This window comes from Bradyrhizobium sp. CCGUVB23 (assembly GCF_024199885.1).
Lineage (GTDB): Bacteria > Pseudomonadota > Alphaproteobacteria > Rhizobiales > Xanthobacteraceae > Bradyrhizobium.
This window is the reverse complement of the sequence record NZ_JANADQ010000001.1, coordinates 1,624,151-1,647,802: the sequence shown is the minus strand read 5'-3', so window position 1 is coordinate 1,647,802 and position 23,652 is coordinate 1,624,151. Positions and strand designations below refer to the sequence as shown.

At 64.9% G+C, this 23,652-nt stretch carries 23 protein-coding genes; 11 read left to right on the top strand and 12 right to left on the bottom strand.

The window, feature by feature from the left end; genetic code table 11:
* Window positions 1–21: 21 nt before the first annotated feature.
* Window positions 22–723: a response regulator transcription factor CtrA gene (gene ctrA, locus NLN62_RS07745; protein WP_016848562.1), complete on the bottom strand. Its 702-nt coding sequence runs from the start codon at window positions 721–723 to the stop codon at window positions 22–24.
* Window positions 724–1,110: 387 nt separating this feature from the next.
* On the opposite strand from ctrA, the gene fliI reads away from it, so the two are divergent.
* From fliI to NLN62_RS07710, 7 genes are all read left to right on the top strand, one after another.
* Complete coding sequence (fliI, locus tag NLN62_RS07740; protein ID WP_254108275.1) at window positions 1,111–2,436, top strand: flagellar protein export ATPase FliI; 1,326 nt, start codon at window positions 1,111–1,113, stop codon at window positions 2,434–2,436.
* 119 nt (window positions 2,437–2,555) lie between these two features.
* The gene (gene fliJ, locus NLN62_RS07735) at window positions 2,556–2,975 is read left to right on the top strand and encodes a flagellar export protein FliJ (protein WP_027527631.1); all 420 of its coding nucleotides are present in this window, start codon (window positions 2,556–2,558) and stop codon (window positions 2,973–2,975) included.
* Window positions 2,976–3,162: 187 nt separating this feature from the next.
* Window positions 3,163–3,708, top strand: a complete 546-nt coding sequence (locus tag NLN62_RS07730; RefSeq protein ID WP_027527632.1) for a sigma-70 family RNA polymerase sigma factor — start codon at window positions 3,163–3,165, stop codon at window positions 3,706–3,708.
* Between the two features lie 17 nt (window positions 3,709–3,725).
* Entirely contained in the window at window positions 3,726–4,691 is a 966-nt protein-coding gene (locus tag NLN62_RS07725) for an anti-sigma factor domain-containing protein (protein ID WP_254108274.1), read from the top strand.
* A gap of 262 nt (window positions 4,692–4,953) precedes the next feature.
* Entirely contained in the window at window positions 4,954–5,913 is a 960-nt protein-coding gene (locus NLN62_RS07720; RefSeq protein WP_027527634.1) for an AraC family transcriptional regulator, read from the top strand.
* A 293-nt stretch (window positions 5,914–6,206) separates the two neighbouring features.
* Window positions 6,207–7,136 carry a formylglycine-generating enzyme family protein gene (locus NLN62_RS07715; RefSeq protein WP_254108273.1) on the top strand — a complete coding sequence of 310 codons (930 nt, stop codon included), beginning with the start codon at window positions 6,207–6,209 and terminating at the stop codon, window positions 7,134–7,136.
* Window positions 7,137–7,171: 35 nt separating this feature from the next.
* Window positions 7,172–8,380 (top strand): NAD(P)/FAD-dependent oxidoreductase, encoded by a 1,209-nt coding sequence (locus NLN62_RS07710; RefSeq protein WP_027527636.1) that lies wholly within the window; start codon window positions 7,172–7,174, stop codon window positions 8,378–8,380.
* A 342-nt stretch (window positions 8,381–8,722) separates the two neighbouring features.
* Here the strand turns inward: NLN62_RS07710 and NLN62_RS07705 are convergent, their stop codons facing one another.
* From NLN62_RS07705 to NLN62_RS07670, 8 genes are all read right to left on the bottom strand, one after another.
* Window positions 8,723–8,923 carry a hypothetical protein gene (locus NLN62_RS07705; protein ID WP_027527637.1) on the bottom strand — a complete coding sequence of 67 codons (201 nt, stop codon included), beginning with the start codon at window positions 8,921–8,923 and terminating at the stop codon, window positions 8,723–8,725.
* A 301-nt stretch (window positions 8,924–9,224) separates the two neighbouring features.
* Complete coding sequence (gene flhA, locus NLN62_RS07700; RefSeq protein WP_027527638.1) at window positions 9,225–11,366, bottom strand: flagellar biosynthesis protein FlhA; 2,142 nt, start codon at window positions 11,364–11,366, stop codon at window positions 9,225–9,227.
* A 322-nt stretch (window positions 11,367–11,688) separates the two neighbouring features.
* Window positions 11,689–11,991, bottom strand: coding sequence for a copper-binding protein (locus tag NLN62_RS07695; RefSeq protein ID WP_254108272.1), 303 nt, complete (start codon window positions 11,989–11,991; stop codon window positions 11,689–11,691).
* Window positions 11,992–12,006: 15 nt separating this feature from the next.
* On the bottom strand, window positions 12,007–12,462 hold the full coding sequence (locus NLN62_RS07690; RefSeq protein ID WP_027527640.1) for a cupredoxin domain-containing protein: 456 nt from the start codon (window positions 12,460–12,462) through the stop codon (window positions 12,007–12,009).
* Between the two features lie 35 nt (window positions 12,463–12,497).
* A complete protein-coding gene (locus NLN62_RS07685) occupies window positions 12,498–13,829 on the bottom strand; it encodes a copper oxidase (protein WP_254108271.1) in 1,332 nt (443 codons plus the stop codon).
* A 13-nt stretch (window positions 13,830–13,842) separates the two neighbouring features.
* The gene (locus NLN62_RS07680) at window positions 13,843–15,267 is read right to left on the bottom strand and encodes a TolC family protein (protein WP_254108270.1); all 1,425 of its coding nucleotides are present in this window, start codon (window positions 15,265–15,267) and stop codon (window positions 13,843–13,845) included.
* 8 nt (window positions 15,268–15,275) lie between these two features.
* The gene (locus NLN62_RS07675) at window positions 15,276–15,563 is read right to left on the bottom strand and encodes a hypothetical protein (protein WP_254108268.1); all 288 of its coding nucleotides are present in this window, start codon (window positions 15,561–15,563) and stop codon (window positions 15,276–15,278) included.
* A gap of 77 nt (window positions 15,564–15,640) precedes the next feature.
* On the bottom strand, window positions 15,641–16,060 hold the full coding sequence (locus NLN62_RS07670) for a hypothetical protein (RefSeq protein WP_254108265.1): 420 nt from the start codon (window positions 16,058–16,060) through the stop codon (window positions 15,641–15,643).
* A gap of 247 nt (window positions 16,061–16,307) precedes the next feature.
* On the opposite strand from NLN62_RS07670, the gene NLN62_RS07665 reads away from it, so the two are divergent.
* The gene (locus NLN62_RS07665; RefSeq protein ID WP_254113367.1) at window positions 16,308–17,495 is read left to right on the top strand and encodes an MFS transporter; all 1,188 of its coding nucleotides are present in this window, start codon (window positions 16,308–16,310) and stop codon (window positions 17,493–17,495) included.
* A 391-nt stretch (window positions 17,496–17,886) separates the two neighbouring features.
* Here NLN62_RS07665 and NLN62_RS07660 read toward each other — a convergent pair whose 3' ends face one another.
* The 3 genes from NLN62_RS07660 to NLN62_RS07650 form a co-directional block, all read right to left on the bottom strand.
* A complete protein-coding gene (locus NLN62_RS07660) occupies window positions 17,887–18,273 on the bottom strand; it encodes a hypothetical protein (RefSeq protein ID WP_254108263.1) in 387 nt (128 codons plus the stop codon).
* Between the two features lie 179 nt (window positions 18,274–18,452).
* Complete coding sequence (locus NLN62_RS07655) at window positions 18,453–18,854, bottom strand: DUF4864 domain-containing protein (protein ID WP_254108261.1); 402 nt, start codon at window positions 18,852–18,854, stop codon at window positions 18,453–18,455.
* Between the two features lie 13 nt (window positions 18,855–18,867).
* Complete coding sequence (locus NLN62_RS07650) at window positions 18,868–19,503, bottom strand: TetR/AcrR family transcriptional regulator (RefSeq protein ID WP_254108259.1); 636 nt, start codon at window positions 19,501–19,503, stop codon at window positions 18,868–18,870.
* Between the two features lie 238 nt (window positions 19,504–19,741).
* Between NLN62_RS07650 and NLN62_RS07645 the strand changes: the two genes are divergently transcribed.
* From NLN62_RS07645 to NLN62_RS07635, 3 genes are read left to right on the top strand one after another with little or no spacing between them, the layout of a single operon-like run.
* Complete coding sequence (locus tag NLN62_RS07645) at window positions 19,742–20,233, top strand: (2Fe-2S)-binding protein (protein ID WP_027526207.1); 492 nt, start codon at window positions 19,742–19,744, stop codon at window positions 20,231–20,233.
* On the top strand, window positions 20,230–21,279 hold the full coding sequence (locus NLN62_RS07640) for a xanthine dehydrogenase family protein subunit M (RefSeq protein WP_254108257.1): 1,050 nt from the start codon (window positions 20,230–20,232) through the stop codon (window positions 21,277–21,279). The genes NLN62_RS07645 and NLN62_RS07640 overlap by 4 nt, the downstream gene beginning before the upstream one ends.
* On the top strand, window positions 21,272–23,533 hold the full coding sequence (locus NLN62_RS07635; RefSeq protein WP_254108255.1) for a xanthine dehydrogenase family protein molybdopterin-binding subunit: 2,262 nt from the start codon (window positions 21,272–21,274) through the stop codon (window positions 23,531–23,533). The genes NLN62_RS07640 and NLN62_RS07635 overlap by 8 nt, the downstream gene beginning before the upstream one ends.
* Window positions 23,534–23,652 lie beyond the last annotated feature (119 nt).

The following is a 23,652-nucleotide window of genomic DNA, read 5'->3' as shown; positions in this document are numbered from 1 at the left end:
GGGCTCACGACGGAAGGAAGATCAGGCGGGGATCCGCTCGTCGGCCTCGTGCGGCTCGCGCAGCACGTAGCCGCGGCCCCACACGGTCTCGATGAAGTTGCGGCCTTCGGAGGCGTTGGCGAGTTTCTTGCGGAGCTTGCAGATGAAGACGTCGATGATCTTCAGCTCCGGCTCGTCCATGCCGCCATAGAGGTGGTTGAGGAACATTTCCTTGGTGAGGGTCGTGCCTTTGCGGAGCGAGAGCAGCTCCAGCATCTGGTATTCCTTGCCGGTCAGATGCACGCGCTGGCCGCCGACTTCCACCGTCTTGGTGTCGAGGTTGACGACGAGGTCGCCGGTCTGGATGACCGACTGGGCGTGGCCCTTGGAGCGGCGCACGATCGCGTGGATGCGGGCCACCAACTCGTCCTTGTGGAAGGGCTTGGTCATGTAGTCGTCGGCGCCGACGCCGAGACCCTTGACCTTGTCCTCGATGCCGGCGAGGCCGGAGAGGATCAGAATCGGTGTCTTGATCTTGGAGACCCGGAGCTGCTTGAGCACGTCGTAGCCGGACATGTCGGGCAGGTTGAGGTCGAGAAGAATAATGTCGTAATCGTATAGCTTACCGAGATCGACGCCCTCTTCCCCCAGGTCGGTCGTATAGACGTTGAAGCTTTCAGACTTCAGCATCAGCTCGATCGACTGCGCGACGGCGCTGTCATCTTCTATCAGCAAAACGCGCATGCCAGTTCCCCATAGTCGCCGCTCCGGGCGTCAGGTCGGCCGCATTCGCGGCACTCAACAAAACGCCTTTGAACAACTGATTCGGATCCTGACGTCACATGGTTAACAAAGTCTGATTCTGGAACGCAAGACCTCACGGTGCAATTTTTGTCGAATCGCCCTAAGATGTTGCGCAGAAGCAGTTTTCGTCACCCGGTTCCGTTCAAGTTCCACTTTAAGAGACGGGCCTAACCGACTCTCGCGACTCCCCTTCTTCTGCCGGGCAGGCGCTCAGTCACAAAGACAGTGACGCAATGATTAATGATGCGGGTAAACACGAAGTTAAGCGCCGTTCAGAAATGTGGCGAAATTTAAGGGTTTCGTCATGAAGGGCATGAAAGCCGGATCATGAAGGCGCTTGCCGAGCAGATCGGGGACATCGACGGCGTCAATATATACGGCCGCGTCGTCGGCGTGCGCGGCCTGATGGTCGAGGTCGCTGGTCCCATTCACGCGATGTCGGTCGGCGCGCGGCTGGTGATCGAGACCGGCGCGAACCGCTTCATTCCCTGCGAGGTGATCGGCTTTTCCGGCAACAACGCTGTCGTGATGCCGTTCGCGGGACTCGAGGGCGTGCGGCGCGGCTGCAAGGCTGTCATCGCGAATGCCGCCAACCAGGTGCGGCCGTCGGCGGCCTGGCTCGGCCGCGTCGTCAATGCGCTGGGCGAGCCGATCGACGGCAAGGGGCCGCTGCTGCAGGGCACCTCGCCGATGCCGTTCCGCAATTCGCCGCCACCTGCGCATTCGAGGAAGCGTGTCGGCGCGCCGCTCGATCTCGGCGTCCGCGCGCTCAACACGTTTCTGACCTGCTGCCGTGGCCAGCGGATGGGCATTTTTGCCGGCTCCGGCGTCGGCAAATCCGTGCTGCTGTCGATGCTCGCGCGCAATGTCGACGCCGATGCCAGCGTCATCGGCCTGATCGGGGAACGCGGCCGCGAGGTGCAGGAGTTCTTGCAGGACGACCTTGGCGAGGAGGGCCTGGCGCGCTCCGTCGTCGTGGTCGCGACATCGGACGAGCCGGCGCTGATGCGGCGGCAGGCGGCGTATCTGACGCTTGCGATCGCCGAATATTTTCGTGACGAGGATCAGGACGTGCTGTGCCTGATGGACTCGGTGACGCGCTTTGCCATGGCCCAGCGCGAGATCGGCCTCTCCGCGGGCGAGCCGCCGACCGCCAAGGGCTATACGCCGACAGTCTTCACGGAGCTGCCGAAGCTCCTGGAGCGCGCAGGTCCCGGCATGGGGGTCGGTGCCATCACCGCGATCTTCACGGTGCTGGTCGACGGCGACGACCATAACGAGCCGATCGCGGACGCCGTCCGCGGCATCCTCGACGGTCACATCGTGATGCAGCGTTCGATCGCCGAGCGCGGGCGCTACCCCGCCATCAACATCCTCAAATCGGTCTCCCGCACGATGCCGAAATCGGCCGACCCGCAGTTCTGGCCGACCATTCAGAAGGCCCGCCAGGTCATGGCGACCTATGCCGACATGGAGGAACTGATCCGGCTTGGCGCCTACCGGGCGGGGTCCAGCCCCGAGGTCGACGAGGCGATCCGGCTCCATGAGCCGCTGGAGGCCTTCCTGCGCCAGCGCAAGGACGAAAGTGCCGGTTTGGCGGACGGCTACCGCCAGTTGGCGCAAATCCTCCAGAATTTGGAAACGGAACGCTAACTTTGTCAGGCCATCATCCGCTCCACAGAGTAGCAGAGCCGGTCGGGGCCCAATTTCGGGATCGGGGAGACCGGTGTTGTCCCACGTGCAGCTAGGGGACTTCTGGGGAGTACGAGTCGATGAAGTCACGTGAAACGCTCATTCGCCTGAAGAAATTTCAGGTCGACGAGAAGCGCCGCAGGGTCACCCAAATCGAGAGCATGATCGCGGACTTCCAGCGCATGTCTGTCGATCTCGAGCGCGAGATCCTGACCGAGCAGGAGCGCGCCGGGATCAACGATCCCTCTCATTTCGCCTATCCGACCTATGCCAAGGCCGCGATCCAGCGCCGCGAGAACCTGACCCGCTCGGCCGACGAGCTGAAGGGCCAGCTCGAAGAGGCCAAGGGCGCGCTGGCCGAGGCTTTTGAGGAATTGAAGAAGGTCGAGCTCCTGGACGAGCGCGACCAGGCGCGCGAGCGCGCCGAGGAGAGCGCCCGCGAGCAGGCCGACCTCGACAGCATCGGCCTGATGCGCGCCCGCATGGGCGCCATCGCCTAAGGCTCTCAAAGCCCCACAGCCAGGGAATTGTGTGAGCCCGGATCCCGAAAGGGTCCGGGTTTTTCGCGTGCGATGTCCACAGTGTGGCGCCCGGCCCCTTGGTGGCGGGCTTTGCTGCGCGCTATGGTGGTGGAGTTTGCAGGGGCCTCGCGGGAAAGCGACGGGGCGGTGCGCGTTGGGGGACTGAATGCTGACGCCAGCAGATCTGGTCTGGCTGATCGCAGCGGTGGCGAAGGGCGACGAGGCGGCTTTCGAGCGCCTCTACGGCGCCACGCGCGCGAAACTCTATGGCGTCGTGCTCCGTATCTTGCGCCGACAGGATCTCGCAGAGGAGGTCATTCAGGAAACCTACGTCAAGATCTGGAACAGTGCGGGCCAGTTCAATCCGGCGCTGTCCTCGCCGATCACGTGGATGGCGTCGATCGCGCGCAACCGCGCCATCGACCTGGTGCGCAAGAAGACCGAAGCCTCGATCGAGGAGGAGCCTCAGGCGATGGAGGTTGCCGCCGACAGCCCCGATCCGCTCGCGCGGCGCGAGATGACGGAGGAGTTGAAGCGGCTCCTGGAATGTGTCGGCCGGCTCGAGCCGGATCGCCAGAAGCTCGTGCTTCTCGCCTATTACAACGGCTGGAGCCGCGAGCAGTTGGCGGAGAAGTTTTCCGCGCCCGTCAACACGGTGAAGACGTGGCTGAGGCGCAGTATGATGGATATCCGGGAGTGCCTTGGATTGTGAGTCTTGGGTTGTAATTGATGGCCTACTCTGAGGACCATATTGCGCTCGCCGCGGAATACACGCTCGGCACACTCGATGCCGACGAGCGCGCGCAGGTCGAGACCATGATGGCGGTGGACAAGGAGTTCGCCGGCCTCGTGCAGGCCTGGCAATTGCGGCTGGGCGTGTTGAACCAGATGGTCGGCTCGGTCGAGCCGCGGCCGATCGTGTGGGAAAACATCAAGGCTGCGATCGGACCGATCCGGGCAACAGAGGAGCCGCAGGCGCCGCCTGAGGCGCCGACGTCTCCACCGCCCGAGGTGCCAGAGCCGCCGGCGGAGCCGGAAGCTGCGTCCGACATCGCTCCGCAATTCGTGCCGCAAGTCCATGCGCCTGATTTCACCGTCTCGCAGGTGCCGATCGTTGACGACACCAACGTCATCTATCTCGAAGGCCGCGTGAAGCGCTGGCGCAGCATCGCTTCCGGCCTCAGTGCGCTTGCCGCTGCGCTCTTTGTGGTGCTGTCGCTTCAGATCCTGCGGCCCGATGCGCTGCCTGGCGCGCTCCGTCCAGCGCCGCAGGTTCAGACCGTCGAGGTGAAGACGCCTGCCACGCCGCTTACGCCGTCATCGCAATATGTCGCGCTGTTGCAGGGACAGGGTGGCGGCCCCGCCTTCATCCTCACCATCGACGGCGCGACCAAGAATTTCACGGTGCGTAAAGTGGGCGCCACTCCGGAGCCGGGCAAGAGCTTTGAGCTCTGGCTGATCTCCGACAAGCTGCCGCGCCCGCGCTCGCTCGGCGTGATCAATAATGGCGACTTCACCGCGCGCCCGGTGCTCGCCGGCTACGATGCCGACGTCATCAATGCTGCCACCTACGCCGTCACCGTCGAGCCGGCCGGCGGCTCGCCCAGCGGCCAGCCGACATCCGCGCCGGTGTTTTCTGGCAAGCTGATCGAGACCGTGCCGCCGTCCCAGCCGCAGGCTCCCGCGAAGAAGTAGTTTGCCGCGCATGTAGCCCGGGCGCGCGAAGCGATCCGGGGACATTCGATCCCGCACATCGCTTCGCTCATGCGGGCTACGCGTCGAGCTCCGTAGTTCTCCGGTGCGCAATGTCGCCATGGTCCGTCTTGCCGTCGTATTCCGACAAGCTGGGTGGACTCCGACGCCCGATTTGAACCTCCTCGCGTTTCACCGCGTCAAATGCGCGCGATTGGGCAGTCCCGGCGTCGTTCGTGCCGGAGTGAAGGGGCGAGATATCGAGATGGATCCAGCGAAGCCGCCGGGCATCTTCATTCATCAGTATACGGGGCTGCCGAGCGGTCCGGCGTTCGAGCACTGGCGCGACCGGGCTTTCGGATCGTGCGGGCTTGACGTCGCACCGAGCCGCGGCGACAGCATCGATTGCCGCCTCCAGGTCAGCCTGGTCGGCAACATCGTGCTCGGGATTCCCGAGGGCGCCTCCGCGCAGTTCTCGCGCACGCAGGGCGGCCTCGCCGACGGCTGCGACGATCTCGTGCTGATCTCGGCGCATTCGGGGCTCGTCCGCGTCCAGCAGAGCGGCCACACGCTCGAGCTCGAGCCGTCGCAGATGGTGCTCGCTGATCTCAGCGTCACCGGCGCAGTCGGCCATACTGAGCAGGATGGTTTCACCACCATCCGCATGCCGCGCCGCGCGCTGCTCGAGATCAATCCGCGCGCCGAAGACAAGATCTCGCAGGTCCTTTCGGACGGCGCCGTCGCCGAAACCATCACGCGCTATCATGCGCTCGCCGCCAATCACGCGCCGCATCTCGATGCGGTCGGCCAGCGCCTCACCGCGCAGCACATGGTCGATCTCGTCGGTCTCATGCTCGGCACCGATGCCGAGCACGCCGCGCTTGCCCGCGGCCGCGGCCACGCTGCCGCGCGTCTCGATCTGATGCGCGCTGACGTTATGTCGGCGCTCGGCCGCAATGATCTCAGCCTGTCGGAAGTCGCCGGACGCTCGGGGCTCAGCCCGCGCCAGGCGCAGCGCCTGTTCGAGCAGGCCGGTACCACCTTCACCGAATTCGTGCTCGAGCAGCGCCTGCTGCTTGCGCGAAAGCTGCTGCAGGATCCGCGATCGCGCGCACGCAAGATCAGCGACATCGCGCATTCCTCGGGCTTTGCGGATCTGTCCTATTTCAACCGCGCCTTCCGCAAGCGGTTCGGGTCGACTCCATCGGAGCTGCGCGAGGTGTGATCGCGGCGATGTCTGCAATCATGTCGTGAATTCGCCGCCGGCGCACGCCGCGCGTGAAATTGAGACGTTTTGTCGCCGTCAAAAGCGGCAAAGCGCTTCATTGCGAAGCTGCTTTCACGCGCCCGCGAAACACGCCTGAAACATTCACCTCGCATCATCACCAGATTGACGAGAGCCGCGGCGGCGCTTTTCGCGCGCGATTGTGCCGAGCGCCGGCGCGCTTTGCCGGTGTTCGAAGCACGTTTTTGAAGAAGTCATTTTGAAGGTCACACTGACGTGACCGGGAGGGTCTCATGGGCGGGTTCATTGACCGGCCGTTTGCCCTGCTTGCATTGCTGATGTCTGGTCTTTCGGCGCCGCTTGCGGCGGCTCAAACCATTGAGCAGGCTCCGACCAGCCTGGCATTGGCGAGCACTGATGCGGCGATCCTGGACATGCGCCTGTCAAAGCCGCTCTCGCGCGGCGAGGAAGCGGCGCTCAGGCCGAAGGATCGCTTCAGGGAATGCGCGCATTGCCCCGAGATGGTGGTCGTCCCCGACGGCACCTTCATGATGGGTGCGAGCGCAGGCGAGATGGGCAGCACCGAGGACGAGCGGCCGCAGCACCGGGTGACGGTGCAGCGCTTCGCCGCGGGAAGCTGGCCCGTCAGCGTCGACGAATGGAGCGCCTGCGTGGCGGCCAAGGCGTGCAGTCCGCATCCGACCGAGCCGGAGCACGTGCGCGATCCGGTGACCGGGATCCTCTGGCAGGAGGCCAGCCACTATGTGCAGTGGCTGTCGCGTTTGACGGGCCGCCCGTACCGGCTCCTGAGCGAAGCCGAGCGCGAATACGTCGCGCGCGCCGGCACGACCACCGCGTTCTGGTGGGGCGATGGCGCCGATCCGCATCTTGCCGACATCGCGGCGGCCAATCTGGTCGCCGATGTCGGCATCGTGACGATCGCGACCACGGCATTCACGCCGCCCCCGGCCAATCCCTTTGGCCTCTTCGAGGTCCATGGCGGCGTCTACGACTGGGTCGAGGACTGCTGGCACGACAACTACGTCGGCGCGCCGAATGACGGCTCGGCGTGGATCGCGGATGACTGCAAGGGCCACGTCCTGCGCGGCGGCGCCTTCAGCCGCGCGCTCCAGACCCGCCGCTCCGCCGCGCGCCTCTGGTTTGGCCCGCCGAACCGGATGAGCTATATGAGTGTGCGCGTGGCGCGGACGCTGGGGCCGTAGGCGGCGCGGACAGGACTTGCGCAGCAGGACTTGGAATGGCGCGTATCGTCGTGCTCGGTGCTGGGTTCGCGGGCCTGTGGGCCGCCATCGGCGCTGCCCGCAAGCGCGACGAGATCGGTGCGGCCGGCAGCGACATCGAAATCCTCGTCATCGACCGCAATCCCTATCATAACATCCGCGTGCGCAACTACGAAGTGGATCTGAGCGAGGTCGTGCTTCCGCTGTCGCAGCTGCTCGATCCCGTCGGTGTTGATCACAGGCTCGGTGACGTCGAAACCATCGACGTCGCAAGAGGCACCGTCACCATCGCCGTGAACGGCGCGCACGACGTGGTTGTCTATGATCGGCTGGTGCTGGCGCTCGGCAGCGGGGTGCCGCGGCCGGACATTCCCGGTCTCGCCGCGAATGCGTTCGATGTTGACACTTATGCCGCTGCCGCCAAGCTCGAGGCCCATCTCGCCGCGCTTGGCCGCAGCGCGCCGGCGCCGGGACGAACGACGGTCGTGGTGGTCGGCGCCGGCTTCACCGGCATCGAGGTCGCCGCCGAGATGCCGGACCGGCTCGCGCGCGCCGGCATCGCCGGCGGCCGCATCATCCTGGTCGATCCGAACCCGGTGGTCGGCGCGACCATCGGCGAGCGCGCCCGTCCCGTCATCAGCGAGGCACTCGCAGCGCTCAATGTCGAGACCCGTCTCGGCGTGCGGGTCGAGGCGATGGATGCGGCCGGCGTCCGCTTGAGCTCCGGAGAAGTCATTCGGACGCAGACGGTGATCTGGTGCGCCGGCATGCGTGCAAGCCCGCTCGCCGCGACGCTGCCGGTCGAACGGGACCGTCTGGGGCGTATTCTGGTCGATCCCTTCATGCGGGTTGCCGATCTCGCCCACGTCTTTGCGGCCGGTGACGTTGCGTCCAGTTTGGTCGACGGGCTGCATGCGACCGTGATGTCCTGCCAGTTCGCGCGCCCCATGGGCCGCTTCGCCGGCCACAATGTGATCGCCGATCTCGTCGGCCAGCCGCTGCTGCCGCTGCGGATCGACTGGTACGTGACCGTGCTCGATCTCGGTGGCTGGGGCGCGCTTTATACGGAAGGCTGGGACCGCGAGGTGCGCACGACCGGGGCCGCGGCGAAAGCAACGAAGCAGATCATCAATCACCAGCGCATCTACCCGCCGCTCACCGGCAGGAAAGAAGACTTGTTCGCCGCAGCTGCGCCAACGGTGCAGGCGGCGCCGGCGAGGAAGTAACCGCGCCCGGCGTGGACAGGCGCGCTGCATTTTCGGTGTCATCGTCCGCGAAAGCGGACGATCCAGTATTCCAGAGACAGCGCGAGGATACGGAGAAGCCGCGGCGTACTGGATTCCCCGCTTTCGCGGGGAATGACAAGCGATGGGTGGGGAGATGTGGTGTGCTGTCTCGGCGGCGAACATCACCCGCAGAGAAATCGTCCCCCCAGAAATGAGAAAGCGCCCGTGGGGGGCGGGCGCTTTCTGTAGTCGACTTGGGGTTGGGGTCGTCTACATATCCACATGGCGACTTTGGGGGGCTGGTAAAGAGCCACGTGAATTCCTGAATTCCGTCAAATCTCCTCAGCGAACCAGTGAAGCGTTCGAACTGGTGATCACAACCGGCTTCCCGGCCTTGATGACGCGGGCGGTCTGGGTCATGCCGTCGTCGGAACCCGATCGCGCCGTAATGCTGAGGCCCGCCACTGCGACGCCAGCAACGAGGGCGACGACCACGATCTTAAGATGGGTCGATCGATCCGCGCTGTAGATCGAGTGGTTCATGGAAGCCTCCTGCCGCCATCTACCGAAGTAGTCGCCGGCTTCATCGGCGAGGTTCATGCCTTCGGTACCCAACAACCTAGTATTGCGGGGATTCGTTCCCAAGAGGCGATCACAAGGGCGTGAAAAGACGTGAACGGTCGCGATCGAAAGATCGTAACCGTGAATATTTATTCAGGTAACTCAGTCTGTTAGCTGGCTGTCGCGAGTTCCTGAGCCAAATCAGCGAGTTGCCCCAAAACTACAAAAACCATTTGCCTGTGGCGAAAAAACACAGACGAAATTCGGGCAAATCAGAAGCAAATCAGATGCTTCCAACCGTTTTCAGTCGTGCCCGCGGATGGATTTCCGCCTGCGACAGCACGGTGGTTTGGGCGCGGAACCGCTCCACCAGGGAACGCACGAAGGGACGAATTGCCGCAGAGGTGACCAGCACCGGCGCCTCGCCCTCGCGTGCCGCACGCTCGAACGCCTCGCGCACGGCGGTCATGAACTCGGAGAGTTTCGAGGGCTGCATCGCAAGGCTGCGCTCCTCGCCCTGGCCGATGATGGATTCGGCAAAGGCCTGCTCCCATCTCGCCGACAGCGCGATCAGCGGCAGGTAGCCGTTGTAGGAGGTGTTCTGCGCGCAGATCTGCCGGGCGAGGCGGGCGCGGACATGCTCGACCATGGTCGAGGGATTGCGCGAGAAGGCGAGCGAGTCGGCGATGCCTTCGAGGATGGTCGAGAGATCGCGGATCGAGATGCGTTCGGCGAGCAGGAGTTGCAGCACGCGCTGAATGCCGGAAATGGTGACCTGGCCAGGCACGATGTCCTTGACCAGCTCGCTCTGCTCCTTCGGCAGCTCCTTGAGCAGCTTCTGCACCTCACCATAGGACAGTAGATCAGACATATTCGTCTTGAGCAGTTCGGTGAGGTGGGTGGAGAGCACGGTTGCGGCGTCGACGACGGTGTAGCCCTTCAGCGACGCCTCTTCCTTGAGGCTGGCATCGATCCAGGTCGCGGGCAGGCCGAACGTCGGTTCGGTGGTGTGGATGCCCGGCACCTGCACCTGGTTGCCCGCGGGGTCCATCACCATGAACTGGTTAGGCCAGATCTTGCCGGTGCCGGCGTCGACCTCCTTGATCTTGATGATGTAGGTGTTGGCTTCGAGCTGGACGTTGTCGAGGATGCGGACGGCCGGCATCACAAAACCCATCTCGATGGCGAGCGAGCGGCGCAGCGCCTTGATCTGCTCGGTGAGGCGATCGGTGCCGTCGGGGCCGTTGACGAGCGGCAGCAGCGCATAGCCGAGCTCGATCTTGAGATCGTCGATCTTGAGCGCTGCGGAGATGGGCTCCTCCGCCGCTGCAGCGCCGGGCGCGCCCGGCGTTCCCTGGGCGGGCGCGGCCTTGGCGGCTTCCTCGGCCCTGGCCGTGGTCCGCTTGTGGTTGCGCGCCGACCAGGCGAGCGCGCCGGCGCCGGCGCCAAGCGCAAGGAAGGGGATGGTCGGGATGCCCGGCAGGATCGCCAGCACGATCATCACCGCCGACGACATCGCGAGCGCCTGCGGATAGCCGGAGAACTGTTTCATCAGCGCCTTGTCGGCGGCACCGGAGACGCCGGCCTTGGAGACGAGCAGGCCCGCCGCGGTCGAGACGATCAGCGCCGGCACCTGCGTGACGAGGCCGTCGCCGACGGTCAGCAGCGTGTAGCTGCGCCCGGCGTCGGCGAAGGAGAGGCCCTGCTGCGCGACGCCGATGATCATGCCGCCGACGACGTTGATGAAGACGATCAAAAGGCCGGCAATGGCGTCGCCGCGGACGAATTTCGAGGCACCGTCCATGGCGCCGAAGAAGCCGCTCTCGTCCTCAAGTGCCTTGCGCCGCTCCTTGGCGACCTTCTCGTCGATCAGTCCGGCGGACAGGTCGGCGTCGATCGCCATCTGCTTGCCGGGCATGGCGTCGAGGTGGAAGCGCGCCGCGACCTCGGCGATGCGGCCCGAACCCTTGGTGATGACGACGAAGTTGACGATGATCAGGATGGCAAAGACGATGATGCCGATGACGAAATTGCCGCCCATCACGAAGCTGCCGAAGGCTTCGATGACATGGCCCGCAGCATCCGTGCCCTCGTGGCCGTGTGACAGGATCAGGCGGGTGGAGGCCATGTTGAGCGACAGCCTGAGCATCGTCGAGATCAGCAGGATGGTCGGGAAAGCGGAGAACTCCAGTGGCGCCTGGATGAACAGCGAGGTCATCAGGATCAGGATCGAGAGCGTGATCGAGATCGCCAGGAAGAGGTCCAGCACGATCGAGGGCAGCGGCAGGATCAGCACCACCAGGATGGTGAGGATGCCGAGCGCCAGCGCGATGTCGCCGCGCTTGAGGATGTTGCCGATCTCGGTGAGGGAGGGGAGGCCGGGCTTGGGGGCGCCTACACCTTGACCCGCGGTGACGTCGACCATGGTTGCTGCCTCCCCCCGCGATTGGCGCCCACGCGCGCCAAACGTCTGCGCGGCGGCCGATGGGCCACCGTTTCGAAAGTGAGGCACCGCACTGGCGTCCACGGGAGCTCCCGTTTTACGCGGCCGACGACACTCGACTTCACCCGGCAATTTTTGCCCGGTGTATGGTTAGCAAAGGGTTAACGAGGAGGGTGGGAGAGGTGCGAAATGGGGCGCCTTACGGCCGTCATTCCGGGGCGATGCGAAGCATCGAACCCGGAATCTCGCGATTCCGGGTTCGGCTCTTCGAGCCGCCTCGGAATGACGGTGGCGGAGGGTGTGCCTACTTCGCCTTCTGCATCTTCGTCACCGTATATCCCGACGCCGCCTCCTCGGCCTCGAAGGTGACCCTGTCGCCGACCTTGACCTGTCTCAGCACCGCCGAGTCCTTGACGCGGTAGACCATGGTCATCGGCTCATCCATGCCGAGGCTTTTCGCTGGTCCGTGCTTGAGCGTGATCTTGCCCGCGCTCTCGTCGATCTTCTTGACCTCGCCGCTGATCGCGGCGCCCTCGGCCGCGAGGGTGCCGCGAGACAGGCCGATGCTCAGCGCCAGCGCAGCGGCGATGCGGATGATGCCGTTCATGGGAGTCTCCATAGCTCACTTCACAGTGACGCGGCCGACCATGCCGTAGTCGCGGTGGTCGGGGATCAGGCAGGAAAATTCGAACGTGCCGGCCTTGGTGAATTTCCAGACGATCTCGGTCGTCTTGCCCGGCGCGAGCCGCACGCCGTTGGGGTCGTCGTGCTCCATGTGCGGATGCTTCTTCATCACCTCGGCATGCGCGAGATTCTCTCTGGTGGTGGCGAGCAGGAATTCATGGTCCTCCTTGCCGACGTTGCGCAGCACGAAGCGGATCTGCTCGCCGCGCTTGACGGTGATGCGCGAGGGCTCGTAGGCCATCTCGCTCAGCGCGATCTCGATGATGCGCGCCGGCTTGTTGGGATCGCCGGGCTCGCCGGCGGAAAAGGTCTCATGGGCGTGATGCTCGTGTGCGAGTGCAGGCGCGGCGAAAAGCGAAAGTGCCGCAAGTAGGATCATCGTCGTCTTCTTCATCTTGTTCTCCAGTTGGTGGTCGTCAAAACATTCGTTCACATCTTCATTTTCTTCATCGGTGCGTTTTGCTGCCGTGCCGGCTCCGCGGCAGGTGAGGCGACCTCATAGGCGACGGTGCCTTGCGGGAATTGATAGGGGCCGGGGTCGCTGTAATCGTCGCGCGCGAGGTTCTCGCGGATCTTCATCACCGTGAACATGCCGCCCATCTCGATCGGTCCGAACTGGCCTGAGCCCGTCATCATCGGCAGCGTGTTGTCGGGCGCGGGCATCTCCATGTTGCCCATCGCCATGCCCGACTGGCCCATCACCATGGCGTCGGGCGCGAGCTTGCCGACCGCACGCGCGAGATCCTTCTTCGAGACGCCGATGAGATTGCGCATGTCGTGGCCCATCGCATTCATGGTGTGATGCGACTTGTGGCAGTGGAACGCCCAGTCGCCGGGATTGTCGGCGAGAACGTCGAACACGCGCACCGCGCCGACCGGAACGTCGGTCGTCGTCTCCGGATATTGCGCGCTCTCGGGAATCCAGCCGCCGTCGGTGCAGGTCACCGCAAAGCTGTGGCCGTGCAGATGGATCGGATGGTTGGTCATGCTGAGATTGCCGATGCGCACGCGCACCTTGTCGCCGAGCCGCACCGGCAAGGGATCGATGCCGGGAAACACCCGCGAATTCCAGGTCCACATGTTGAAATCGGTCATCTCGTTGACCTTCGGCAGGTAGGTGCCGGGGTCGACGCGATAGGTGCTCATCACGAAGACGAAGTCGCGGTCGACCGGACGGAAATCCTGATCGCGCGGATGCACGACGACCATGCCCATCATGCCCATCGCCATCTGCACCATCTCGTCGGAATGCGGGTGGTACATGAAGGTCCCGCTCTTCTTCATCTCGAACTCGTAGACGAAGGTCTTGCCGGGTGGGATGTGCGGCTGATTGAGCCCACCGACGCCGTCCATGCCGCTCGGCACGATCATGCCGTGCCAGTGCACGGTGGTGTATTCGGGCAATTTGTTGGTGACGAAGATGCGGACCTTGTCACCCTCGACCGCCTCGATCGTCGGCCCCGGCGACTGGCCGTTGTAGCCCCAGAGGTTGACCTTCATGCCTTCGGCGAATTCGCGCACGACGGGCTCGGCGACGAGATGGAATTCCTTCCAGTCGCCGTTCATGCGGAACGGCAATGTCCAGCCGTTCAGCGTGACGACGGGGCGATAATCGGGGCCGTTGGTCGGATGCCGCGGCGGCTGCATCACCACCTTGTCCATGTGCGGGGCTTCCGGAATCGATGCGGCCTGGACGCGGCCGCTGATTGCTGACGCGCTTGCGAGCGCGGCGGTGCCCAAAAATCCTCGGCGGGAAAACATGTCGGCCTCCATCTCAGTGCACGCCATCGGCAGGCGCCGCCGCGGCGATGGTCGTCGAATTATCCGTGCCGCCCGCAGGCAGACCGCCGCCGTTGACGGCGGTCTGCAACTCGGACTGCGCGAGGAAGAATTTCTGCTTCGCGTCGATCGCCCCGCGCAGCGAGGCGAGGCGCTGGCGCGCCTCGGTCAGCAGCGCGAAGATGTCGACCTGCATGCTGGAGAAGCGGAGCTGCATCTCCTCGGTGATGATCTTGCGCAGGGGCAGGATCTCTCGCTGGTAGTGGCTGGCGATGTCGTAGGTCGAGCGATAGGCACGGTAGGCGTCGCGCGCCTCCGATCGCACATTGACCGCCCGCTCCGTGAGCCGATTGAAGGCGAGATTGTAGGTTTCGGTCACCTGCCGCACGCGCACCTCGCCGCCGTCGAAGATCGGGATCTGGAACTGCACGTCGAAGCCGCGCTCGCGGAACGGCGCGCCTTCAGGATCCTGGGTGCGGCGGGAGATGCCGGCGAGATCGAGCAACGTGACGAAGCGCGTCGCTTCGGTGAGATTGAGCGACTTTGCCAGCGCCGTGAGCTCGAGCCGCGCGATCTGCAGGTCGATGCGATGGGCGACCGCATCGGTCTCGATCGAGGGCAGTGCGAGCGGCCGCCGCGGCAGCGGCGGCAACGCGTTGGGCAGGCGGAAGTCGAGCCCGTCGTCCCACAGACCCATCAGCCGCGCGAGCCGCTCCCGCGCACTCGTTGCGGCCTGGCGGGCGGTGGCGAGATCGGCGGTGGTCTCGGCATAAAACACCTGCTCGCGGGCCTGATCGAGCTTGTTGATCGATCCGGTCTCGCCCAGCTTCACGGCGAGCTGCGCGGTGGACTCGGCCGTCGACTTCGCATCGGTCAGCAGCGCCACCATCTCGTTGGCGGCAACGGCGCGAACATAGGCGCGCCGCACGTCAGTTGCGAGCCGCAGCGTTGCCAGTGCCGCGCGCAGCTGCGCCTGGCGGAAACGGTCGCGGGCGACCTCGGAGCGGAACGGCAGCGTCGCGAGCGCCAGGATATCGCCGACGACCTGGCGCTCGACTTCGCTGGCGCCATTGCCTGAAATCCGCAAGACCGAAAAGACCGGATTGGGCGGCAGGCTTTGCTCGACGAGATCGGTCTCGGCCAGCGCCAGCTCGTTATAGGCAGCTTGCAGCCCCTTGTTGTTGAGCAGCGCGATCTGCACGGCGGCATCTGCGCTCAACGTCCGTGACAGCAGGCGGCGAACGCCCTCGTTGACCACGTCGGCGCCTTCGGCCGTTCGCACGAAGGCGACATCCTTGTTGATGGTCCGGCGGGTCAGGTCCGCAACAGTGGTCATGCCGCTGTCCGGCGAGAACGCGGCGCAGCCGGAAAGGCCAAGCGCTGCGAATGCGAGCAGGCCGCGCGCGAATGGGTGTGCCATGGCCGCTCCTACTGGTCCGATTTCGCTGGAGGCGCGACGCTGTCGTTGCGCTCGCGCCATGGTGCCGGCATCGCCGGTCGCAGGCTGCTGTAGGGCGCGACCGTCGAGCGATAGCCGACGTGCGCGACCCTGGCCGCGGGATCCGCAGGATCGGCGCTCGCCAGCGGCGCGGTGGTCGCGGGCATGCAGCCGGACAACGCGAGCGCCGTTACGGCCAGGATCGGCCAGATGAATCCTAAGTGCCGTTCGCGCGCCGCAGATGCGGCGGCAAACTTCGCTCCGAGAAGCGTAACCATGGGTATTCCCTGAACTGTCTGATGACCACGAGTCCGCGCGCGCAAAAATGCGCGAGGCCTCAAATCGTGACGTCAGGTCAGGCGATGGGAGGACGGTAGAGCAGGGGTGGCGCCTCGCTGTGCAAGCTCACCGCGATCTCGGGCGCACAGGCGGAGATCGGCTGCACCGGCTTGGCGACGTCGGGCAGGGCGGCCGGCAGCGCGCTCGCGCACATCATCGCGCAGCAGGGGCCGGGTGTGCCCTTGCCGTCATGATGATGTTGTGTAGGTGCATCCTGCGCAGCGGTCTGGTGATGCGCATGCCCACCCGCGTAATCATGGCCGCCGTCGGCGTGCATCTGGCTCGCACCGTGATGGTGCTCCGGCGCGAGCACGACCGTCTGCACTTCATCGCCAAGGCACGGTGCGGGACCGCTGCCCCAGGCAAGGGCTGCTGCCGGCGCGAGGACGCAGAACAGATAGGCGAGAGCGACGAACCGCCCCACCTTGATCCGCATTGATCGCGTCAATTGCAACAACATCCCGTCGACATGCCCATTGCGCGGCAATGATGCACACGCAGATTGCAAACTAATGGCAAAGCGCGGTTCCGCCAAGCTCTTCTTACCGCAGTGCACCGCGCATGCCCAATATCGCAGCATGATGCTTGACCGCAAGGCGGCCAGCGAAGAAGGTCGCGCCGTGCACGCGCCAAATCACCCGCAGCGACCGGCCGGCTTCACCCCTGATTCGCGTCAGGCCTGGGTGCGGCTCGTGCTCGCGCTCGTGATCGGATCGATCGGCGCGGTCGGCATGTGGGCGGTCGTGGTCGTGATTCCCGTGGTGCAGGCCGAATTCGCAGCCACGCGCGGCGCGGTGTCGTTGGCCTTCACGCTCATGATGTTCGGCTTCGGCCTTGGCGGCGTGATCGCGGGCAAGATCACAGATCGCTTCGGCATCGTGCCGGCGATGGCGATCAGCATCGCCTTTCTCGGCGTCGCCAACGTGCTGGCCGGGCTGTCGACCCAGCTCTGGCAGTTCGTAGCGGTGTATTTCCTGATCGGGCTCGGCACGTCCGCGACCTTCGCGCCGCTGATGGCGGAAGCCTCGCACTGGTTCGAACGCTATCGCGGGCTCGCCGTGACGATCGTGGCAAGCGGCAATTATGTCGCGGGCGCGATGTGGCCGCCGATCGTGAATTGGGGCGTGCAGACCGTCGGCTGGCGCATGACTCACATTGGAATTGGCATCGTCTGCGCGAGCACGATGACGATGCTGGTAATGGTCCTGCGCGCCCGGATCGGCGACGACAAGGTTCGCAATCACGCCAACGCGCCGCCGCCGCGCGTCGATCTCGGGCTGTCGACCAATACGCTGACGGTGCTGCTGTCGATCGCCTCGATCTCCTGCTGCGTGGCGATGGCGATGCCGCAGGTCCATATCGTGGCCTATTGCGGCGACCTCGGCTACGGCGTGGCGCGCGGCGCGGAGATGCTCTCGCTGATGATGGGCTGCGGCATCGTCAGCCGGATCGGCTCCGGCTACCTCGCCGACAAGATTGGCGGCGTCCGCACGCTCCTGATCGGCTCGCTCGCGCAGGCCTTTGCGCTCGTGTTCTATTTGTTCTTCGACAGCCTCTCCTCGCTCTATCTGATCTCCGCGATGTTCGGTCTGTTCCAGGGCGGCATCGTGCCGAGCTACGCCATCATCGTGCGCGAGGCGATGCCGGCGAGCGAAGCGGCGACCCGCGTCGGCATCGTGATCTTCGCCTCTGTGTTCGGCATGTCCTTCGGCGGCTGGGTGTCGGGCCTGATCTTCGATGCCACCGGCTCCTATGCTGCCGCCTTCGCCAATGGCGTGGCGTGGAACGCGGTCAACATCGCGATCGTGGCGACGCTCCTGATCCGCTCGCGGATGAATGCGGCGAAGGCCGGGCCTGGGTTTGCCACTTGACGCCGGGAGCAATCTCGACGGCGCTCGCCAATAGAAACTCGAAAAACAACCCCATGCAAAGTAGAGGCGGCCGTCAGAGAGGATTGCTGATTTACAGAAATTAGCTTGACGCGTCGGGCAAATCAGGGGTTAAAAAAGGATCATCGCGCAATCTGCAAAACGACGGAAGGGGCACGGCTGACGCCTATCAGCGCGCATGGCTTCAGCCGTCATTTCAAGGCGGGAGCCCGTTGGCGAATGTGATCGGCTCGATATCCACAGCGGTTGACGCGTGAGCGTCGGCTTTTTGAGGCCAAGCAGATGTTTCTTGTTTAATCAGAGTATTTCCGATTTTGCCCCGAAGCCGACAATGCACCTGCGCGCCGCAAACGAGAGGCGCCGAGGTCCGCACTCAAGGAGATCGTTTTGTGAGGCGCCTCTCGACTGTCTGGCGGATGGCTTCGTAACCATAGCCTGCGCGGCTGGTGATAAGATCGTTTGCGCGATCAAGGAGGGGATCGTCGTGTATGGTGTCGGCGTCAATTGCACGCAGGGCGACAGCGATCTCAGCGGCTCCGACCTCGGCGAAGGCGGAGGCGGTCTCCTCCATCCACTGCGGAAAGTAGCGATCGAGGAAAGAGTCAATTCCCTCCATATCGCAGAGGACCTCTGCTTCCGATATCAGGTATACAAGGCGCTGATCAGCGTCTAATGTGCCAATTCCTCCACCGTCTCGTGGCGCGCGTGAGCCCACTTCAATGGCGCTGTTGATGAACGCATCTGGGTCGGCGCTTCTCAATTGAGCTCTCCTCTTGCCGCCTTGTCGGTCCACTGGCCGTAGCGATCTGCGAACCCCCGCCAGCCTAGCCGTTCGTCTTGCACCTGTCCGCAAATTGGCCCTACTCGGACCTCACGCAATGGCGGCATCTGCGACGCTGTTGAAGGTTGAACGGACATCGCCGTCCCGTGAGTCCACGCCTAGACCGCCTGTCCCGCCTTCAACAGCGAGCACCCCGTGATCTTGTAGCTGCCGTCGCTCTGCTGCTCCAGCGTATAAAGCGCGTCCCAAGCTTCGTTATTGGCATCGATGATGTCGACGTGCTGGCCGATCCAGTCGCCATCGACCTTGGTCTCGCCGAACTCAAAACTCTTGTGCCTATAGATCGGTGCGTAGGCATTCTCCACCATCGCCATGAAGATGTCGGCGGCCGGGAAGATCTTCTTGATCTCGGGTGCGGCATAGGAATAGGCGGCCGCGGCATCGTTGCGGGCAAAAGCCTGCTCCTGGGCGCGGATCACGCTCTTGGCGGCTGCGATGTCGTCGGCCTGCGCGGCCGTAAAACTCAGGAGTAACGTGATCAGCAATACCACGATGCGCATCACTGGCTCCGCATTATCGTTTTCGCTTCGCCGCCGGTTTTGTCTTTCTGACGGTCGCGCGCGATGATGGTTTGGACTGCACGCGAAGTCCGTCGACGAATACGTCGAGCAGCCTGAGCGCGGTCGATTGCCAGCCGGGTTGGTCGTGCATGTAGCACATGCCGAAGAATGCACGCAGCAGGTCCTCGGGACTGATGTCGGCCCGCATCTGGCCGGCTGCAACCGCGCGATCGAGCAGTGAGCCGATGGCTTTGGTCAGACGGTCGAACGAGAAAGCATGCAGCTCCGACCCGCTCTGCACCGCAAGTGCAAGCGCTGCCGACATGCCTTTCTTGGTCGTGACGAATTCGACGTTGGAGCGCAACCAGCGCCGCAAGGCGTCGACCGGATCCTTGGCGCTTCTGAGTTGCTCGGCAAGCTCGCCGAGCTGCTCGACCTCGCGGCGATACACTGCCTCGAACAGCGCCTCGCGCGTCGGAAAATGACGATAGAGCGTGCCGATGCCGACACCGGCGCGTTTTGCAACGGCTTCCAGGCTCGCCTCCGGCCCGCCCGCGCTGAACACGGCTTTCGCGGCCTCCAGCACGCGCTCGCGATTGCGCACGGCGTCGGCGCGGGGTTTCCGGATGTTGTCGACCTGGTCGTCCATGCAGACCAATCTAGATCACGATCTGGTTAGATTGAACCCTTTGCGCGCTGCATCACGTTGTTTGCGCACGGGGTTTTGACGAATTCCAGGAATTTGCACCCTCTTGCTAAGTGGAGGGTGCCTCCGTATATCCGCTCGCACGCCGGCTCGATTTGCCTTCGGGTGGCGACAGATCGACTGCGGCCACGGCGGTGGCGCGCATGCGATCGACCATGTCCATATCTGATCGGAGCCCTGTATGACCCACTCCATCAGCCTCACCGTGAACGGTGCGCGGCGCGATTTTCAACTCGACGATCCCAGAGTCACGCTGCTCGATCTCTTGCGTGAGCGTCTGCAACTGACCGGAACCAAGAAGGGATGCGACCGCGGCCAGTGCGGCGCCTGCACCATCCTGGTCGACGGCAAGCGGATCAACTCCTGTCTCGCGCTCGCCATCAGCCATGACGGCGCCGACATCCTCACCATCGAGGGCGTCGCGCGCGGCGACCAGCTTCATCCCGTGCAGGCCGCCTTCATCGCTCATGACGGCTTTCAATGCGGCTTCTGCACGCCCGGCCAGATCATGAGCGCGATCGGGATGATGCGGGAAGCGCAGGCGGGCGATGATCCCGAACGTATCAGGGAATGCATGAGCGGCAACCTCTGCCGCTGCGGCGCCTATGCCGGCATCGTCGATGCGGTGCTCGAGGTGCAGACCAGTGAAGCCAATCAGAGGCGCTCCGCATGAAGCCGTTCGATTACGTCAGGCCCGCGACCATCGCCGAGGCCGTCACCGCCGCCGCGCAGCCCGGCGCGACCTACCTTGCCGCCGGCACCAATCTGCTCGACCTGATGAAGGGCGGCGTCAGCCGCCCGGATCGTCTGGTCGATGTCACGCATCTTCAGGGACTCGATAAGATCGAACACCTCGCCGACGGTGCGTTGCGCATCGGTGCACTCGTGCGCAATGCCGATCTCGCGCATGACGCGGCCTTCGCAAAGGCCTATCCGGCGATCGCCGAAGCGCTGCTATCGGGCGCCTCCGCGCAGCTCCGCAATGCCGCGACCGTTGGCGGCAATCTCCTGCAACGGACGCGCTGTGCGTATTTCTATGACCCCGCCAGCCGCTGCAACCGGCGTGAGGCCGGCAGCGGCTGCGACGCACGCGGCGGCGAGAACCGGCTGCATGCCGTGCTCGGCTGGAGCGAGAACTGCATCGCGACCCATCCCTCTGATTTCTGCGTGCCGTTGGTTGCGCTCGACGCCATCGTCGAGATCGAAGGCAAAAGCGGCCGGCGCGAGCTGCCGCTCGATGAACTGCATCGCCTGCCGGGTGATGCGCCCGAGCGCGAGACCGCGCTCGAGCCGGGTGATCTGATCGTGGCGGTGCGCTTGCCGGCTACGGCGCGCGATTTCGCAGGCCATGCGCGCTATCTCAAGGTTCGCGAGCGCACGTCGTATGCTTTTGCCGTGGTGTCCGCCGCGGCCGCGCTGAGGATCGAGAATGGCAAGATCCGCGAGGCCCGGCTTGCGCTCGGCGGTGTCGCTGCAAAGCCCTGGCGTGCCCGCGCTGCGGAAGCGGTGCTGAAAGGTGCCGCGCCTGAGCCGTCCGTTTTCAGCGAAGCCGCGCAAGCCGCGCTCGCCGATGCAAAGCCGTCCGGCGACAACGCCTTCAAGCTCGAGCTCGCGCGCCGCATTGTCGTGCGCGCGCTGACCCTTGCCGCCGCTGGGACGCCCGCGCGCATTCCGGCGCTGCCGGCCTCTCTCTTTGCTTCCGGAGCCCTGCATGCCTGAGATCAGCCTCACCTCCGCACCCGCTCACATCCGCCACGGCTCGAACATGGGCCAGCCGCTGACCCGCCGTGACGGCGTTCTGAAGGTCAAGGGGCAGGCCGCCTACGCCGCGGACCACCATCCGCCGGGCATGCTGTTTGCCGTGATCGCAGTGTCGAGCATCGCGCGCGGCCGCGTGGCGGCACTGGATGTGGCGGCGGCCAAGGGCCACAAGGGCGTGGTCGACGTCATGACGTCGAAGCACAAGCCTGAGCTCGCGATCGACCCCGACATCAAGACCAACCCGTTCGTGTTCCGGATGGAGGTCCTGCAGAGCGACGAGATCCGTTACGCCAACCAGCCGATCGCCGTCGTGATCGCAGAGACGCTGGAGGCGGCGACCGAGGGCGCAGCGCTGCTGGCACCGCGCTACGAGGCCCTTGCGCCGCGCGTCGGTCTCGACGCCGGCGAAACGTTTGCGCCGCCCGTCGTCGGCGTCGGCAATCCTGCGCAAGTGCAGCATGGCGATATCGATGCCGGGCTCACTGCTGCCGCAAAGCGGATCGAAGCGACCTACGAGACGCCGCCGCAATATCACAACGCCATGGAGCCGCACGCGATCGTCGCTAGCTGGGACGGCGACACGCTCTCGATCGATACGCCGAGCCAGGCCATGGTGATGGCGCGCGCCCGCGTCGCCGAGCTGTTCGGCCTCGTGCCGGACAAGATCAGGATTCGCAGCCTGTTTCTCGGCGGCGGTTTTGGTTCGAAAGGATTTTTGACGGGACCGCAGATCCTCGGCGTCATGGCGGCGAAGCTGGTCGGCAAGCCGGTGAAGCTCGTGCTGCGCCGTGAGCAAATGTATGGCCCGGTTGGCCATCGCGCGCCGACGCGGCAGCGCTTGCGGATGGGCATCGACGCGGAAGGGCACTTCACCGCGATCGATCACCATGCGAAGACCGTGTCGAGCAGCTACGACGATTTCTACGAGCCCGCCGCGGACGCTTCGCATACGCTCTACGCGAGCCCCGCGATCAGGAGCTCGCACGAGGCGGCGCGCGTCGACACGGGCACGCCACTGTTCATGCGCGCGCCCGGTGAGGCAACCGGATCGATTGCGCTCGAAAGTGCGATCGACGAGATGGCGCTCGCCTGCGGCATGGACCCGCTGGCGTTTCGCCTGACAAACTATGCCGAGGTCGAGCCGACCACCGGCAAGCCATTTTCGTCCAAGGCACTGCGTGCCTGCTACGAGCAGGGCGCGGCGCGCTTCGGCTGGGCGAAGCGGCCGCTTGCGCCGCGGCAGATGCGTGATGATTCCGGCCTCCTTGTCGGCTGGGGCATGGGCACCGCGACCTTCCCGGCGCTGATGTTCCAGGCGGAGGCGCGCGCGGCGATCCGCCGCGATGGTACCGGCGTGATGGAGATCGGCGCGCATGACATGGGGCAGGGCGCCTGGACCGCGCTTGCCCAGATCGCCGCCGATGGCCTTGGCCTCGACGTCGATCGCGTCGAGTTTCGCTCCGGCACCTCGGACCTGCCCGATGGCGGCATTGCCGGCGGCTCGGCTCACACCGCGACCGCGGGCAATGCGATCCACAACGCCGGCGCTGCGGTGATCGCCAAGCTCGCTGATCTAGCGACCCGCGACGAGCGTTCGCCGCTGTTCGGCGCCGGCAATGCCGGCGTGGTTGCGCGCGACGGAAAGCTGTTCCGGCGCGACGACGAGAGCCGTGGCGAAAGCTATGCCGATATCCTCGCGCGGGCCGGCCTAGCCGAGATCGATGCGCGCGGCACCGGCGCACCGAACCCGACGGCGCAAACCGACTATGCCATGCATGCGCATGGCGCCGTGTTTGCCGAGGTGAAGGTCGATCCCGAGCTCGGCCAGATCCGGGTCTCGCGCATGGTCGGCGCATTCGCCGCGGGCCGCATCATCAATCCGCATCTGGTGCGCAGCCAGCTCCTCGGCGGCATGATCTGGGGCCTGTCCTTTGCGCTGCACGAGGAAGCCATCACCGACCGGCGAACGGGGCGGATCATGAATGCTAATCTCGGCGAGTACCACATCCCCGTGAATGCCGACGTGCCGCCGATGGACGTGCTGACGGTCGAGGAGCACGATCCGCACGTCAACGCGCTCGGCATCAAGGGCGTCGGCGAGATCGGCATCACCGGCAGCGCCGGCGCGGTGGCGAATGCCGTTTGGCATGCGACGGGCGTGCGCGTGCGCCGTTTCCCGATCCGGATCGAGGAGCTGCTGACGCCGCTCTAGAGCCGTTTCCGTTCCGATTGAATCGGAACGGAGCTCTAGATTCTTGTTTTGACGCGTTTTCTTCATGCGAACCGGTGTCCACTTCGCTGGAAAACGCTCCGAGGCGGCGGGCGGGCAGG

What these genes read in the sequence shown, in the direction of transcription:
- NLN62_RS07685 (WP_254108271.1), bottom strand. Translation starts at nt 13,829, where the DNA reads ATGTTTTCCCGCCGAGGATTTTTGGGCACCGCCGCGCTCGCAAGCGCG.
- fliI (WP_254108275.1), top strand. Translation starts at nt 1,111, where the DNA reads ATGAAGGCGCTTGCCGAGCAGATCGGGGACATCGACGGCGTCAATATA.
- NLN62_RS07715 (WP_254108273.1), top strand. Translation starts at nt 6,207, where the DNA reads ATGGGCGGGTTCATTGACCGGCCGTTTGCCCTGCTTGCATTGCTGATG.
- NLN62_RS07705 (WP_027527637.1), bottom strand. Translation starts at nt 8,923, where the DNA reads ATGAACCACTCGATCTACAGCGCGGATCGATCGACCCATCTTAAGATC.
- ctrA (WP_016848562.1), bottom strand. Translation starts at nt 723, where the DNA reads ATGCGCGTTTTGCTGATAGAAGATGACAGCGCCGTCGCGCAGTCGATC.
- NLN62_RS07725 (WP_254108274.1), top strand. Translation starts at nt 3,726, where the DNA reads ATGGCCTACTCTGAGGACCATATTGCGCTCGCCGCGGAATACACGCTC.
- NLN62_RS07650 (WP_254108259.1), bottom strand. Translation starts at nt 19,503, where the DNA reads ATGGACGACCAGGTCGACAACATCCGGAAACCCCGCGCCGACGCCGTG.
- NLN62_RS07640 (WP_254108257.1), top strand. Translation starts at nt 20,230, where the DNA reads ATGAAGCCGTTCGATTACGTCAGGCCCGCGACCATCGCCGAGGCCGTC.
- NLN62_RS07645 (WP_027526207.1), top strand. Translation starts at nt 19,742, where the DNA reads ATGACCCACTCCATCAGCCTCACCGTGAACGGTGCGCGGCGCGATTTT.
- NLN62_RS07690 (WP_027527640.1), bottom strand. Translation starts at nt 12,462, where the DNA reads ATGAAGAAGACGACGATGATCCTACTTGCGGCACTTTCGCTTTTCGCC.
- fliJ (WP_027527631.1), top strand. Translation starts at nt 2,556, where the DNA reads ATGAAGTCACGTGAAACGCTCATTCGCCTGAAGAAATTTCAGGTCGAC.
- NLN62_RS07635 (WP_254108255.1), top strand. Translation starts at nt 21,272, where the DNA reads ATGCCTGAGATCAGCCTCACCTCCGCACCCGCTCACATCCGCCACGGC.
- NLN62_RS07675 (WP_254108268.1), bottom strand. Translation starts at nt 15,563, where the DNA reads ATGGTTACGCTTCTCGGAGCGAAGTTTGCCGCCGCATCTGCGGCGCGC.
- flhA (WP_027527638.1), bottom strand. Translation starts at nt 11,366, where the DNA reads ATGGTCGACGTCACCGCGGGTCAAGGTGTAGGCGCCCCCAAGCCCGGC.
- NLN62_RS07695 (WP_254108272.1), bottom strand. Translation starts at nt 11,991, where the DNA reads ATGAACGGCATCATCCGCATCGCCGCTGCGCTGGCGCTGAGCATCGGC.
- NLN62_RS07720 (WP_027527634.1), top strand. Translation starts at nt 4,954, where the DNA reads ATGGATCCAGCGAAGCCGCCGGGCATCTTCATTCATCAGTATACGGGG.
- NLN62_RS07680 (WP_254108270.1), bottom strand. Translation starts at nt 15,267, where the DNA reads ATGGCACACCCATTCGCGCGCGGCCTGCTCGCATTCGCAGCGCTTGGC.
- NLN62_RS07730 (WP_027527632.1), top strand. Translation starts at nt 3,163, where the DNA reads ATGCTGACGCCAGCAGATCTGGTCTGGCTGATCGCAGCGGTGGCGAAG.
- NLN62_RS07710 (WP_027527636.1), top strand. Translation starts at nt 7,172, where the DNA reads ATGGCGCGTATCGTCGTGCTCGGTGCTGGGTTCGCGGGCCTGTGGGCC.
- NLN62_RS07670 (WP_254108265.1), bottom strand. Translation starts at nt 16,060, where the DNA reads ATGCGGATCAAGGTGGGGCGGTTCGTCGCTCTCGCCTATCTGTTCTGC.
- NLN62_RS07655 (WP_254108261.1), bottom strand. Translation starts at nt 18,854, where the DNA reads ATGCGCATCGTGGTATTGCTGATCACGTTACTCCTGAGTTTTACGGCC.